This is a genomic window from Ruegeria sp. F12 (genome assembly GCF_056533885.1).
Map to the genome: position 1 here is coordinate 314,865 of NZ_JBQFOV010000005.1, position 14,373 is coordinate 329,237.

At 59.9% G+C, this 14,373-nt stretch carries 11 protein-coding genes; 10 read left to right on the forward strand and 1 reads right to left on the reverse strand.

The genetic code is table 11. The features are described from left to right. Window positions 1–13: 13 nt before the first annotated feature. The 9 genes from ACR0CA_RS09980 to ACR0CA_RS10020 all read left to right on the forward strand — a co-directional run bounded on the left by ACR0CA_RS09980 (window position 14) and on the right by ACR0CA_RS10020 (window position 11,174). The gene (locus tag ACR0CA_RS09980) at window positions 14–937 is read left to right on the forward strand and encodes a D-alanine--D-alanine ligase (protein ID WP_480898708.1); all 924 of its coding nucleotides are present in this window, start codon (window positions 14–16) and stop codon (window positions 935–937) included. Further along, a complete protein-coding gene (locus ACR0CA_RS09985) occupies window positions 925–1,926 on the forward strand; it encodes a cell division protein FtsQ/DivIB (protein WP_480898710.1) in 1,002 nt (333 codons plus the stop codon). Before ACR0CA_RS09980 ends, ACR0CA_RS09985 begins: the two co-directional genes overlap by 13 nt. 8 nt (window positions 1,927–1,934) lie before the next feature. Next, the gene (gene ftsA / locus ACR0CA_RS09990) at window positions 1,935–3,269 is read left to right on the forward strand and encodes a cell division protein FtsA (protein WP_170769828.1); all 1,335 of its coding nucleotides are present in this window, start codon (window positions 1,935–1,937) and stop codon (window positions 3,267–3,269) included. After that, window positions 3,256–3,669 carry a hypothetical protein gene (locus tag ACR0CA_RS09995; RefSeq protein WP_331252066.1) on the forward strand — a complete coding sequence of 138 codons (414 nt, stop codon included), beginning with the start codon at window positions 3,256–3,258 and terminating at the stop codon, window positions 3,667–3,669. The genes ftsA and ACR0CA_RS09995 overlap by 14 nt, the downstream gene beginning before the upstream one ends. A 350-nt stretch (window positions 3,670–4,019) precedes the next feature. Further along, window positions 4,020–5,618, forward strand: a complete 1,599-nt coding sequence (gene ftsZ / locus ACR0CA_RS10000; protein ID WP_170769221.1) for a cell division protein FtsZ — start codon at window positions 4,020–4,022, stop codon at window positions 5,616–5,618. Between the two features lie 213 nt (window positions 5,619–5,831). Beyond that, window positions 5,832–6,752, forward strand: coding sequence for a UDP-3-O-acyl-N-acetylglucosamine deacetylase (gene lpxC, locus ACR0CA_RS10005; protein WP_170769222.1), 921 nt, complete (start codon window positions 5,832–5,834; stop codon window positions 6,750–6,752). A gap of 127 nt (window positions 6,753–6,879) precedes the next feature. Then, on the forward strand, window positions 6,880–7,722 hold the full coding sequence (locus tag ACR0CA_RS10010; RefSeq protein ID WP_170769223.1) for an outer membrane protein assembly factor BamD: 843 nt from the start codon (window positions 6,880–6,882) through the stop codon (window positions 7,720–7,722). A gap of 35 nt (window positions 7,723–7,757) precedes the next feature. Next, window positions 7,758–9,407 (forward strand): DNA repair protein RecN, encoded by a 1,650-nt coding sequence (gene recN, locus ACR0CA_RS10015; protein WP_480898714.1) that lies wholly within the window; start codon window positions 7,758–7,760, stop codon window positions 9,405–9,407. An 81-nt stretch (window positions 9,408–9,488) separates the two neighbouring features. Continuing rightward, window positions 9,489–11,174 carry a chloride channel protein gene (locus tag ACR0CA_RS10020; RefSeq protein WP_170788335.1) on the forward strand — a complete coding sequence of 562 codons (1,686 nt, stop codon included), beginning with the start codon at window positions 9,489–9,491 and terminating at the stop codon, window positions 11,172–11,174. On the opposite strand, the gene ACR0CA_RS10025 is transcribed toward ACR0CA_RS10020, so the two are convergent. After that, on the reverse strand, window positions 11,171–12,538 hold the full coding sequence (locus tag ACR0CA_RS10025; RefSeq protein WP_480898718.1) for a DUF3179 domain-containing protein: 1,368 nt from the start codon (window positions 12,536–12,538) through the stop codon (window positions 11,171–11,173). The two genes, ACR0CA_RS10020 and ACR0CA_RS10025, sit on opposite strands and share 4 nt — an antisense overlap. A gap of 501 nt (window positions 12,539–13,039) precedes the next feature. Between ACR0CA_RS10025 and ACR0CA_RS10030 the strand changes: the two genes are divergently transcribed. Continuing rightward, on the forward strand, window positions 13,040–14,365 hold the full coding sequence (locus ACR0CA_RS10030; protein WP_480898720.1) for a hypothetical protein: 1,326 nt from the start codon (window positions 13,040–13,042) through the stop codon (window positions 14,363–14,365). Window positions 14,366–14,373 lie beyond the last annotated feature (8 nt).

Here is a 14,373-nt window from a genome sequence, read left to right on the forward strand (position 1 = left end):
ATTGAGGCGCTAAGTGGGTAAGTCGAGCAGGACACACCCCAAAGTGGCGGTATTGATGGGCGGCCCCTCGGCGGAACGCGAGGTGTCTCTCAGCAGCGGGCGCGAATGCGCAGCCGCCCTTAGGGGAGAAGGCTTTAAAGTGGTCGAACTGGACGCGGGTCCCGACCTTTCTGCGCGCCTGTCGGAAATCAAGCCAGATGTGGTTTTCAACGCGCTGCATGGGCGCTGGGGCGAAGACGGCTGTGTGCAGGGCTTGTTGGAATGGATGCGCCTTCCGTACACGCATTCCGGGGTGCTGGCCTCGGCCTTGGCGATGGACAAACAACGCAGCAAAGAGATCTACCAGACCGAAGGCTTGCCGATCGTTCCCAGCGTGATCCTACCCAAGCAACAGGTCGCGGCATCCCACGCGATGGAGCCGCCCTATGTGGCCAAACCGAACAACGAAGGTTCCAGCGTTGGGATCTATATTGTCTCGGAAGGTGCGAATTGCCCGCCTCGTCTGTCCGACGACATGCCAGATCATGTGATGGTCGAGAAATACATCGCAGGGCGCGAGTTGACTGTTACCGTGATGGGCGACCGCGCCTTGACCGTGACCGAGATCATGACCGATGGCGGCTGGTATGACTATGACGCCAAGTACAAGCCCGGCGGCTCGTGGCATGTGCTGCCTGCCGACATCCCGCAGGATATCTTTGACCGCTGCATGGACTATGCACTGAAGGCCCATAGTGCCTTGGGGTGTCGGGGTGTCAGCCGCACCGACTACCGCTGGGATGACAGCATGGGTGCGGACGGTCTGTTCCTGCTGGAAACCAACACCCAGCCGGGCATGACACCGACCTCGCTGGTGCCCGAACAGGCCGAGCATTGTGGCATGAGTTTCGGACAGCTTTGCGCCTGGATGGTGGAGGACGCCTCATGCGACCGCTAAGAGCCACCCGTGCCCCCGTCATTCGTCGGACCACGCAGCCGTCCGGCCCTGATGCTGATTTTGCATCGGGCGAACGGCACGATACGCAGCCCAAGCTGCGGCTGGGCGGGGTTAAGCTGTTTGGCCGTAAATCGCAGAGGTTTGATCCGGCGCCATCGCGGCTGAGCTACCGGATACAACGTTGGATGCTGACACCGAGTATTCGGCGCGGGTTGAAGTACGGCCTGCCTGTATTTGCAATCTGCTCGGCCACTACGCTCTATTTCAGTGCTGAAGATCGGCGCGAGGCCGTTGTGGCCTATGTCAACGACATCAAGACCTCGATCGAGCAGCGACCGGAATTCATGGTCAATCTTATGGCGATCGACGGGGCAGGGACCAACCTGTCCCAAGATATCCGCGAGGTCGTGCCGCTGGATTTTCCGATCAGTTCCTGGGACTTGGATGCCGAACAGATCCGCGACACGATTACCGGGCTTGATCCGGTTAAATCTGCGACCGTTCGGATCCGCCCCGGCGGTATCTTGCAGGTGGATGTGGTCGAACGTCAGCCCGTCGTGGTTTGGCGCACCCGCAGCGGGACCGAGTTGCTGGACGAAACCGGCGCACATGTGGAGCGGATCGCCTCGCGCAAGGATCATGCGCATCTGCCGCTAATTGCAGGTAAGGGCGCGGATGGGCATGTCGACGAGGCGCTCGAACTTCTGACAACCGCTCGCAGCCTTGGCGCGCGTGTGCGCGGGTTGGTACGCATAGGCGAGCGTCGCTGGGATTTGGTTCTGGATCGCGGCCAGCGCATCATGCTGCCCACCGAACGCCCCGTGCGCGCGCTGGAGCATGTGTTGGCGGTGAACGAAGTGCAGGACCTTTTGGAACGCGACGTGGCCGTTGTAGACATGCGCCTCGGCCAGCGTCCGACGATACGAATGACCAAAGCCGCCAGCGAAGACTGGTGGGGCACTAAAACCGATGTGAGTAGCAGGCAGTAACGACCATGATGACCGATCTTTATCAGTCCCAACGGGCCATGCGGCAGATGCGCAGGCAGGCAATGCAGCGCGGTGTCGTGGCCATTCTGGATGTTGGCAGCTCGAAGATTTCCTGCCTTGTGCTGCGGTTCGACGGTGCTGGTCGTCTGCATGAAGATAGCGGGATCGGGTCGCTGGCCGGCCAGACCGGGTTCCGGGTGATCGGCGCGGCGACGACTCGGTCACGCGGGGTGCAATTCGGTGAAGTCACCGCAATGCAGGAAACTGAACGGGCCATTCGGACCGCCCTGCAAGCGGCGCAGAAAATGGCTGAAATTCGTGTCGATCATGTGATCGCCTGTTTCTCTGGCGCGAACCCTCGGTCCTACGGTCTGGATGCGCAGGTCGATCTGGAAGGGCAGGTGGTCAGCGAGGCCGAGGTCGGTCGGGTGCTGAACGCCTGCGATGTCCCTGACTATGGTGCCGGCCGCGAAGTGTTGCACGCGCAGCCTGTGAATTTTGCCTTGGACAACCGCTCGGGTTTGATTGATCCGCGTGGCCAGATGGGGCAGTCGCTGGCCGTCGATATGCATATGCTGACCGTGGATGCGGTTGCGATCCAGAACATCGTGCGCTGCATAAAGCGGTGTGACTTGGAACTGGCAGGGATTGCGAACTCGGCCTATGTGTCGGGGATTTCTGCGCTGGTCGAGGATGAGCAAGAGCTGGGCGCGGCCTGTATCGACATGGGCGGCGGCACGACCAGCGTGTCCATCTTCATGAAAAAGCACATGATTTTCGCCGATTGCGTGCGCATGGGTGGGGATCACGTGACCAGCGATATCTCGATGGGTCTTGGCGTACCTGCGAATGTGGCCGAACGGATCAAGACCTTCAACGGCGGCGTTCACGCGACCGGGGCAGATGACCGCGACCTGATCGACATCGGTGGCGATACCGGCGATTGGGAACATGACCGCCGCACCGTCAGCCGGGCCGAGTTGATCGGCATCATGCGTCCCCGAGTCGAAGAAATCCTCGAGGAAGTCCGCATTCGTCTGGACGCCGCTGGGTTCGACCATCTGCCAAGCCAACAGATCGTTCTGACCGGTGGCGGTAGTCAGATCATGGGGCTGGATGGGCTGGCGACTCGAATTCTGGGCCAGCGCGTGCGTTTGGGCCGCCCATTGCGCGTACACGGCTTGCCGCAATCGGCGACGGGGCCAGGATTCTCATCCGTGGTGGGGCTCAGCCTGTTTGCGGCGCATCCGCAGGATGAATGGTGGGATTTCGAGATTCCCGTCGATACCTATGCCGCACGCCCGTTCAAACGCGCCGTGCGCTGGTTCCGTGACAATTGGTAAACTCCTGATCGCGGCGCTGGTTGCCGCGATTCCGGCGTCTGTCCGCGCGCAGACCCTGATAACGCCCGAGGCGTTTCTGGATGCAGTGCAAGGCAAGACGGTCCGATTCCATCTTCTGCCCGGCGGTGGCCTGGTCGGCACCGAAGAGTTCCTGAGTCCGAGTCTCTCAGTCTGGCGGATGGAGGGTAGAGGTTGTGTCTACGGTCAGATTACCACCCCTGATGGTAAGGTTTGTTTCCTATATGACGACGATCCTGATGGTCTCCCCGTGTGTTGGTGGCCGTTTGTCTACAATGATCGTCTGATGGTGCGTTTGGCGGAAATTACGAACGGTGAAATTCAAGAGGTGCGTAGCATCTCGGACGACAGTCTGAATTGTCCAAGTACTCCTATTGGTTGAAGAATTCCCTTGCGGTGAGGCGTCGAATCCAGCAAGATATCCACAAGGCCCGTCAGAGGCCCTATGCGAGGACCCGAGCAGGTTTCCGCACCCTAAAAAAACGATTCAATCGCAGTCCGCGCAACCGCCTGCGACCCTTGGGCAGGGGTATGCTTTGTGCTGGATTGAGTTCATTCCGCAACATCTGGCAAACAATACGAAATACCGGCGGATTATGCCTTAATTCCTCCATATTTTGTGGAGTCTGACGATTTTTGGCGTGACCTTTGCGGTTTCGGTCGGTAGGATTGTTTAAGGATAGGTAAGAAAAACACCGCGTTGGCGGAGCATATAAACAGGCGGACAGAAGTATGACATTGAATCTTTCGATGCCCGGGCACGATGAACTGAAGCCTCGGATTACGGTATTTGGCGTAGGCGGCGCAGGTGGTAACGCCGTCAATAATATGATTGAAAAAGAGTTGGATGGCGTGGATTTCGTCGTCGCCAACACTGATGCGCAAGCTTTGCAGCAAAGCCAATCCTCGGCACGCGTGCAGCTTGGCGTGAAAGTCACCGAAGGTCTGGGAGCAGGGGCGCGCCCGACCGTTGGCGCAGCTGCCGCCGAAGAGAGCATCGAGCAGATCGTCGATCATCTGGCAGGCGCGCATATGTGCTTCATCACTGCCGGTATGGGCGGCGGCACCGGTACAGGTGCGGCTCCGATCATCGCGCAGGCCGCGCGTGAGCTGGGCGTTCTGACGGTGGGTGTTGTGACCAAACCCTTCCAGTTCGAAGGGGCCAAGCGGATGCGTCAGGCCGAAGACGGTGTTGAGGCGCTGCAAAAGGTTGTCGACACGCTGATCATTATCCCGAACCAGAACCTGTTCCGTCTGGCGAATGAAAAGACAACATTCACCGAGGCATTCTCGATGGCCGATGACGTTCTGTATCAGGGCGTTAAAGGCGTAACCGACCTGATGGTGCGTCCGGGCTTGATCAACCTCGATTTTGCCGATGTGCGCGCCGTGATGGACGAGATGGGCAAGGCGATGATGGGCACTGGCGAGGCCACCGGCGAAGATCGCGCGGTTCAAGCCGCCGAGAAGGCGATTGCCAACCCGCTGCTGGACGAGATCAGCCTCAGGGGTGCCAAAGGCGTGCTGATCAACATCACCGGCTCGCACGACCTGACCCTGTTCGAACTGGACGAAGCCGCCAACCGCATCCGCGAGGAAGTGGACCCCGAGGCCAACATCATCGTCGGCTCGACACTGGATACCGCAATGGAAGGTGGCATGCGCGTGTCGGTCGTGGCCACTGGCATCGACGCCACTGAGAAATCCGAGGACGTGCCGGTTGCGCGCCGTTCGATGTCGGCTCCGCTGACCCGCACGGTTTCAGCCGAAGAAGAAGCGGCTGAAGAAGAAGCCCCGGCAGCGGTTGCCGAACCGATTGAGGCCGAGCCCGTGCGTGAACCGTCGCTGTTCGAGGCGACAGAGGAGCCATCCGAGCCCCGTTTCCAACCTCAGGCTGAACAGGACGATGATGGCCTGCCGCCTCCGGCTTATCAGCCACGTGTCGCCGAATTCGAGCCGACGCCCGAGCCGGTTGAGCCTGCTCCGGAAAGCTATGCGCCGCAGCCTCAGCCTGCAGCAGGCACTCCGTCGCCCGAAGCATTGCAGCGTCTGCAAGCCGCTGTACAGAACGTCCCTACGGGGGATCGCAGCCATATGGCATCGCGTCCGCAGCCCGCTCCGGCGCCGCAATCCGAGGCGGATCGCCCGCGGTTTGGCTTCAACCGTCTGATCGACCGGATGACCGGTCATGCGGCGGATACACCGGCCCAACCGCAGCGTCAGCAGCCCGTGATGCGCCAGTCTGACGCCACGGCTCCGGCCCATGATCAGGCCGATCCCGAGCAGGAACGGATCGAAATTCCGGCCTTCTTGCGCCGTCAAGCCAACTGATCGCGGTAACAAAATACGTAAAAAGGGTCGTCTAGTGGCGGCCCTTTTTCATTTCAAAACAACAGCATGCCCTGATGTAAGCAGGGTTTTGCCGATCTGTTACATTCATGTTTCATTCGGTTACAAAGAGTGAGTTGAGCCTTTCGCCTGCGTTCCTTAACTGAATGCCCAACACGGCTAAAGCAGGCCGGACACCACTCACCGAGGCCCACATTGCAACATACGCTCAAATCTCCGATCACGTTTACCGGTGTCGGGCTGCACAGCGGCAAGCCTGCAAACATGGTTCTCAAACCGGCAGCCGCCGGTCATGGCATTTGGTTCAAACGGACGGATATTGATCTGGGCAATGCGCTGATCCCTGCGATTTACGACGTGGTGGAGCGGACCCCGCTGTGTACGCGTCTGGTGAACGAGGCGGGTGTGTCGGTATCGACGGTCGAACATATCATGGCAGCGCTGGCGGGTTGTGGTGTTCACAACGCACTGATCGAGATTGACGGTCCCGAAGTGCCGATCATGGATGGGTCTTCGATCGAATTTGTACGCGGGATCATGACCAAGGGTGTGCGCCGTCAGGCCAGCCCGGTGTTGGCCTATGAGGTGCTCAAGCCCGTTACTGCCTCGCGTGAGGGGGCCAGTGCGTCGATTGCGCCTGCGGACGGTCTGATCATTGACTTCCACATCGACTTTGAAGATGGCGCCATTGGCCGTCAGACCAAAACGCTGGACATGCGCAACGGATCGTTTGCGCGGGAACTCAGCGATTGCCGCACCTTCTGCCGTCGCATAGATGTTGAAGCGATGCGCGAAAACGGTCTGGCCCTGGGTGGCACGCTAGAAAACGCCGTGGTGGTTCAGGGGAACGAGGTTCTGACGCCGGGCGGGTTCCGTCGCGCAGATGAGGCTGTGCGCCACAAGATGCTGGACGCGTTGGGGGATCTCTACCTCGCGGGCGGTCCGATTCTGGGTCGTTTCACCGGCGACAAGTCCGGCCACTCGTTGACCAACACATTGCTGCGCACCCTCTTCGAGACACCTGGTGCAGTGCGACCGATCCTGTGCACGGCCGAACAAGCCGCGCGTTTGCCCGGTCAGGGCCTGATCTGGGACGAAATCCCGGCTGTCGCCTGATTGGATCAACTCTGCGTACAATTCCGGTGCTGGCTTTACTAAGGCGTTTTGCCCCGGAATTATATGTGCTAAACCAAGCCTAAATCCGGGGTTCGCTCCGACAAGTAATACAACAAGGATAGGCGGAATGGGTGGCACCAGGGCGGCGGTCAGATTCGCGGGCGCGATTCTTCTGACAGCAGTTTTGTCAGCATGTGGCGGCCAAGGGGCCGACCGCAGCCAGAACCTTGAGGGGTTTACCCCCGAGCAAATTTTTACACGCGGTGAGTTTGAGCTGTCGCAGAATCGCTCGGACGATGCGGCGTGGTATTTCTCGGAAGTCGAGCGTCTTTATCCCTATTCGGATTGGGCGAAGCGCGCGCTGATCATGCAGGCGTTCTCGTATCACTCGGACAAGAACTACGAAGAAAGCCGCGCTGCTGCGCAGCGCTTCATCGACTTCTATCCGGCGGATGAAGATGCGGCCTATGCGCAGTACCTTCTGGCGCTTAGCTACTATGATCAGATTGACGAGGTCGGGCGCGATCAGGGTCTGACCTTTCAGGCATTGCAATCTCTGCGCACGGTGATCGAAGTCTATCCGGACAGCGAATACGCGACCTCTGCCGTTCTGAAATTCGATCTGGCCTTTGATCACCTGGCGGGCAAGGAGATGGAGATCGGGCGTTATTATCTACGTCAGGATCACTATACGGCGGCAATCAACAGGTTCCGCGTTGTGGTCGAGGATTTCCAGACCACCTCTCATACCGCCGAGGCGCTTTATCGTCTGATCGAGTCCTACCTGTCCTTGGGGCTGGTGGATGAGGCGCAGTCGGCCGGTGCGATCCTTGGGTTCAACTACCGCTCGTCGGAATGGTATGATGCGGGCTACAAGCTGCTGACATCGCGTGGGCTGAAACCCAGAAGCCTGGGCAACAACTGGCTGAGCCAGATCTACCGCCAGACCGTCAAAGGTGAGTGGTTGTAATCGTCATGACGAACGGCGTGGGACGCTAAGACCCGATGCTGCGCGCCCTTGATATCCGCGACATGCTAATCATCGACCGGTTGGAACTGACCTTCCAACCGGGCCTGAACGCGTTGACCGGTGAAACCGGTGCGGGAAAGTCAATTCTTCTGGATTCGCTGGGCTTTGTGCTGGGCTGGCGCGGTCGCGCCGAATTGGTCCGTCAGGGTGCTGCGCAGGGCGAGGTTGTGGCCGAGTTCGAGCTATCGGACGATCATCCCGCCCACGCCATTCTGGCCGAGGCCGGATTGCCCAGCGGCGAGGAATTGATCCTGCGCCGCGTGAACACCGCCGAGGGGCGCAAGACCGCGTGGGTCAATGACCGCCGCTGCTCGGGCGAGGTGTTACGGACGTTGTCTGAGACATTGGTTGAGTTGCACGGTCAGCATGATGACCGAGGCCTGTTGAACCCGCGCGGGCATCGGGCGATGCTGGATGACTATGCCGGGGTCGCGGATGATCTGGCCTCGGTTCGTGCGGCCTGGAACGGGATGTCGCGCGCGCGGAAAGCGTTGGCCGAGACCGAGGCTGCCTTGGCCGCTATGCGCGCGGAAGAGGAATTCTTGCGTCACGCCGTGGCAGAGTTAGACAAGCTGGACCCACAACCGGGCGAAGACGCCGAACTGGACGCCCGCCGCCGCATGATGCAGGGAGCCGAGCGCATACGAGACGACGTGGTGCGGGCCTTTGACCTGCTGGGCGGAGACGGGGCTGAAGGCGCCATGTCCGACGCAGTCCGTTGGCTGGAAGGCGTATCCGACAACGCGGGCGGTCAGTTAGAGGAACCCATCGCCGCGCTTGGCCGCGCCCTGATCGAACTGGGCGAGGCGCAGGATGGCGTCAATGTCTGCCTACAAGCTTTGGACTTCAACCCCGCAGAATTGGAGCAGGCCGAGGAGCGTCTGTTCGCCATCCGCGCACTTGGCCGCAAACATGACGTGGCCCCCGATGATCTGGGCGCGTTTGCCGATACGCTACGTGAGCGTCTGCACAAACTGGACGCAGGTGATGCCGATCTGGCTGATCAGCGTGCTGCGGTTGAGGCTGCGCAGGCTGCCTATGACAGGGCTGCGACAGCGCTTAGTAATGCGCGCCGGCAGGCAGCGGGGCAGTTGGATGCGGCTGTGATGGCCGAGCTTGCGCCGCTCAAGATGGAACGAGCGGTGTTTCAGACCGAAATATCTCCCACTGATCCCGGCCCCGAGGGCGCCGACGCAGTGGCCTTTACCGTTGCCACCAACCCCGGCGCACCTTCGGGTCCGCTGAACAAGATCGCCTCGGGTGGAGAGCTCAGCCGCTTCCTGCTGGCGCTCAAGGTCTGTCTGACCGGCGAAGATAGCGCCCGCACGATGATCTTCGATGAAATCGACCGCGGTGTCGGCGGGGCAACTGCCGATGCGGTGGGCCGCCGTCTGGCCTCGCTTGCGCAGGGCGGGCAGGTTCTGGTCGTGACGCACTCGCCTCAAGTAGCTGCGCGTGCGGCACATCACTGGCGGGTTCAAAAACAAGTCACCGAGGGGCAAACTCTGTCGACCGTCATCCCGTTGGCTGACCCGGACCGGGTGGATGAGATCGCCCGCATGGTTGCAGGCGACACCATCACGGACGAGGCGCGCGCCGCCGCGCGTGCCCTGTTAGACGCATAGACCTTCTCACCTGCGCGATCCCGCTTTTATCCGTGCCGCCCGTAGCTTAGTAAGGGGTAGGTACTGATCCCCCGAGGGCACATGAGCCAATCAACCCGCACCGTTTTGCGCAACCAGCTGCATCAGGCTTTGGCCGCCATAAAGGATGCATGGCGGGTGATGCGGCGACGCGGACCCAGCCAGTTTCAGTTCTGGCTTATCGCGCTTGTGATCGGGATCGCAGCCGGGTTCATGGCGCTTGGATTTCGCAAGGCGATCCGCGCCTTGCAAGCCTGGGTCTATGATACGGAAAACATCCTACTACTCCACAGCCACGCCGAGATGTTGCCTTGGTTCATGATCCTGATCACCCCCATTGTCGGGGGTCTAATCGTGGGGATCATCCTGCACAGGTTCACCGATGACGGGAGGGTGCGCTCGGTCGCGGACGTGATCGAAGGAGCGGCGCTGACCGATGGTCGGGTCGAGCGGAAGGCCGGAGTCGCGTCTCTGTTTGCCTCGCTGATCACGCTTAGCACTGGTGGCTCGTCAGGGCGAGAAGGGCCAGTTGTGCACATGGCCGGGGTGATCTCGACCTGGGTCAGTAATCGTATCCATGCCGACGGGATCACCGGTCGTGACCTGCTGGGCTGCGCAGTGGCGGCGGCGGTTTCAGCCAGCTTCAACTCACCCATCGCCGGCGCATTGTTTGCGCTCGAGGTCGTGCTGCGGCACTTTGCTGTGCATGCGTTTGCGCCCATCGTGATTGCTTCGGTTGCGGGGACGGTGATCAACCGGCTGGAATATGGCGACGTGACCGAGTTTACTTTGGACACGCCCGGAACGCTGCAATTCTATGTGGAACTGCCCGCCTTTTTGATCCTGGGCCTTGTGTGCGGGCTGGTGGCGTTGCTGCTGATGCGATCGATCTTTTTCGCTGAGGATATCGGCAACCATATCCAAAATCGCCTATCCCTTCCGGGATGGCTGCGCCCTGCGGTGTCTGGGGCGATGCTGGGTCTGATTGCGATCTGGTTTCCCCATATCATTGGCGTTGGATATGAGACCACGATCCGCGCTTTGGCCGGGGATCTGACTTTGTCTGCCGCGATCCTGTTTGCCGTTATCAAAACTGTCGCCTTGGCGATCACAATGGGCGGACGTATGGGCGGAGGGGTCTTTTCGCCCTCATTGATGGTAGGAGCATTAACCGGGTTGGCCTTTGGCTGGATTGCTACGGGGGTGTTGCCGGATGTGTCGGGGACACCGTCGCTTTATGCTTTTGCCGGGATGGGCGCGGTGGCCGCTGCTGTGTTGGGCGCGCCGATCTCGACCACGTTGATTGTGTTTGAATTGACCGGTGAATGGCAGATCGGACTGGCGGTGATGGTCTCGGTCTCGATGTCCACCGCACTGGCCTCGCGCCTTGTGGACCGGTCATTCTTCCTGACACAGTTGGAACGCCGTGACGTGCATCTGGCCGCGGGGCCACAGGCCTATCTGCTGGCGATGCTGCGGGCGGGGGCGGTGATGCGCCCGATTGGCGATCCGCGCTCGATCACCAGGGAAGAGGCGCAGGCGCTGATCCAACAAGGCCTTTGTGTCAAGGCCAGCGCCACGCTTGAGGCGGCGATGCCCTATTTCGACCGGGACGACATTCCCTGTATCCCGGTCGTGATCATTGACGAAGACGGCTGCGAAAACCCGGTCGGCGCGCTGTTCCACATTGATGCGCTGAAAGCCTATAACCGCGCGCTGGCTGCCACGGCGGCCGAGGAACATTCCTAGCCGCGATAGACCGTCGCTGTGTCACCCAGATAATTGTCCCACGCAAACCAGTACGAGATATGTCCGGCCACGCGCGGCAATTCTGTGTCGTCTGGCCCGACCAGCGCCTCTTCGGTCAGGCGCCACTTTCCGCCCTTCTGGTCGACCAGCCCACCATCTGACGCGGTAAAGTGGTTGGACTTGCGCTCATAGGCGCGAACGGCGCGTTTGTCGGGGTTGCCGATCAGCACCAAGGGCCGGTTGGCAATCGCGTCATTGATCACCCGCGTGTTGCTGAACGCATCCAGCGGCCATGCGCGCGCCGCACCGAACTGGCGGATGGCGAAGACATAGTCCTTCTGCCGGTGCTGCGACTGATCGACCAGCGCCGGAAACATCAACTCGGACGAGGCGAAATAGTCGCGATATACCACACCCGACCCATAGTTGCGCCGGTGGCCGGTGCTGAGCGACAGAACCTGGGTCTTGGGATGCGACGCCTTCCAGCTTTGCCATGTGGTGATGACCACAGGGCGCTGTTTCAACTCGATCCCGCTGTCGACCAGAGGGCCGACGACCGGTTTGCCGGTGTATTGGTTCCACAACGAATGGGTCTCGCGGTCAAACATCAGCTTGTTCGAACGGTACAGGAAGCCCGATGAACCAAAGACAAAGGGCTTCCGCCGTCCTTCAACCTGGGTCTCAAACAAGATACCCGACCCGCAGAGCGTACAATAGGCCAGCGCGACCGGGACGCCTCCGATCACTTCGTTGAACATTTCGTGCCAGCCCATAATGCGCAGCGGATAGGCGCGCTCATCCCCGTTGATAGAAACACCAAAGACCAGATCGCCGTCCTTCAGATAATCCGCATCCGAGGCAGAGATCAGCTTGGGATTGTCCAACGAAGGGATGCCGTCCTTTTGAACACCGCCCCATGTGATTTCTTCCAACCGGATCTTCATCTTGTCGCGTTGCAGATATTCGGGCCGCAGGAATTCGTCGAAATTCTGGTCGATGCCCAGCAACACTTCGCGCTTGAACGGGATAAGCGAGGGGTGAGGCACGACTTGCGGGTTCTTTTCCTGCCAGATCATCCAGTCGAACCAGTCGGTACCAATATCTTCGCCGGTGAGGGTGCGCATGACCTGGGTGATGTCATCGCTGCGGCGACGGCCATAGCGCATGGCGGTCAGCAGGGCGGGCACGACGTCAGGGCTGCCGCGCTCGACCAGAAATTTCATGCTTTTCTCGAAATCCGTGCGACTGCTGTACAGCGTGGACCGAACCGCGTCCAGCACAGGGTCCGTTTGCGCAGACAGGGCACCGGGCATGGCCGTTGCGGCCCCAAGTAATCCTACAAAATTGCGGCGCGTTATTGACATTGCATCCTCCGGCTGATGATCGCGCGTATTCTGCCTTGCCGCGACCTAAAATGCATTCAACAGGCGCGTGAACCGGGCGTGAGCGGCGGCTTCCTTGATCGAAAACCGGTTTTGTCGGTAAGATTACGGAAAGCGACCCGGTTTCGATTTGAGAAATACAACCTGATTATTTCCGGGTTTTTGGTGAATTGACGACGCAGAAGTTTGCGCCACCTGATACGACTGATCTGATTTTGTGCCTAAACTCATATAGTTGGAGGCAATACGCGAATGAATTTGAAGAACCTCTCTTTGCGGGTCCCCGTGGCCCCTAACGCACACGTGCGTTGGTTCCGCGATAGTGTGTGCAACCCCTGCTTGTTGTCCGGTCCCTTTGCTGGTGCGCGATGTGTAAGTCCACAGTGATCAGCCCCATCGGCAGAAATTTGCTTGTGATCTTGGGCGGTTGCCCGGTTTCTGTTCCGGGCTGTGATTGTGGTTTGCACCGCTGGGGGCAAGCAGATGCGCGTGTTTGATGTTGCCGTCATAGGGGCGGGACCCGCCGCCTACGCCGCGCTGACCGCAATGCGCGGGCAGGCTTTATCTATAGCGGTCATAACCGGCGCAACCAAACGCTCCAATGTCGAAGGTCCGCCCAAAATTGTTTCGGTCGCCTATGAGCGCCAACAACCTGCGCACCTGACGGAACGCACCGTTGTGTCCGAGGGAGCACCACCACTGTTTTCTTCAGCCGAGATTGGGGGATTGGCCAATTATTGGGGCAAGCAGTTGCAGCTCTATGACAGCGGTGATCCCTGGGGCGACGGCCCTTTTCTTGAAAGCTGGAAGGATTACAGCGCCGCCTGCGATACGGTGCAGGCCGACCTCGAAATAACTGGCGGTGTCCGGCGAGAGCATTTGGATAACGGATTTGAAAAAAGCGCTCCACGGTTGTTGACCGGAACCGCGCAGGCACCGGGGTCCGGGCTTGATGCCATGGCCCTGGCATTCAAGGCGCGTCTGAATGAGCTTGAGCAAGCCGAACCTATTGATGGGCGGGTGCATCGGATTGAGGCCCGCGAGGGGCTGGTCTCAATAGAACTGGACGGAGGCGATGTGCTTCAGGCACGCTGTGTCTTTCTGGCGGCAGGTGTGTGGGGCACGGCCAGCTTGCTGATGCGCAGCGTATCGCAACTCAACCGACTAATGTTTCGCGACCACGCGCCCTACACGATCAACTGCTTTCGACTGGATCGCGCTTTGGGCTCGGCCCGCAGCTACGCGGATCGGGGGAATTTCAATGCGCTGACGTTGAAACACAAGGTGGATGGGCGCTGTGATATGTTCGCCTCAGTCTACGCGGTGTCACAGGCGCCGATCAGTTTGTTGACGGCCACTTTCGGACTGGGGCCGCATCTGAGGGGCAAGCGCATCGGTCGCCTGATCGACTTCGTCCAACCCGTTCGGATATGGACCCCCAGAACACAGGTTCAATTGCGCTATGATCTGCACCATACAACGGTCGAAGCTGTTCGACTACCTGACCCTGACGGTGACACGCAGCTGCAGCGCCTGTTGGATTGGCTGTCAGCGCATAGGGTGCGCCACACGCTTGGGACAACTGCACCGGGTCAAGGGTTCCACTACCACGACCTGACTTTCGGCCCGAAAGAAGACCCAGTCGATGATGTGGTGCGATCGGCATTTAGCGGTTTAGTTCGGGTTGTCGACGCCTCATGTTTGCAAAGGATCGGATGCCCTCCGCATACATTGACGTCGATGGCACAAGCTTTTGCACGGGTACGGCACGACCTTCAGGCAAACCAAGCAATGCGGAGGGCGATTTAGCCCGGTCG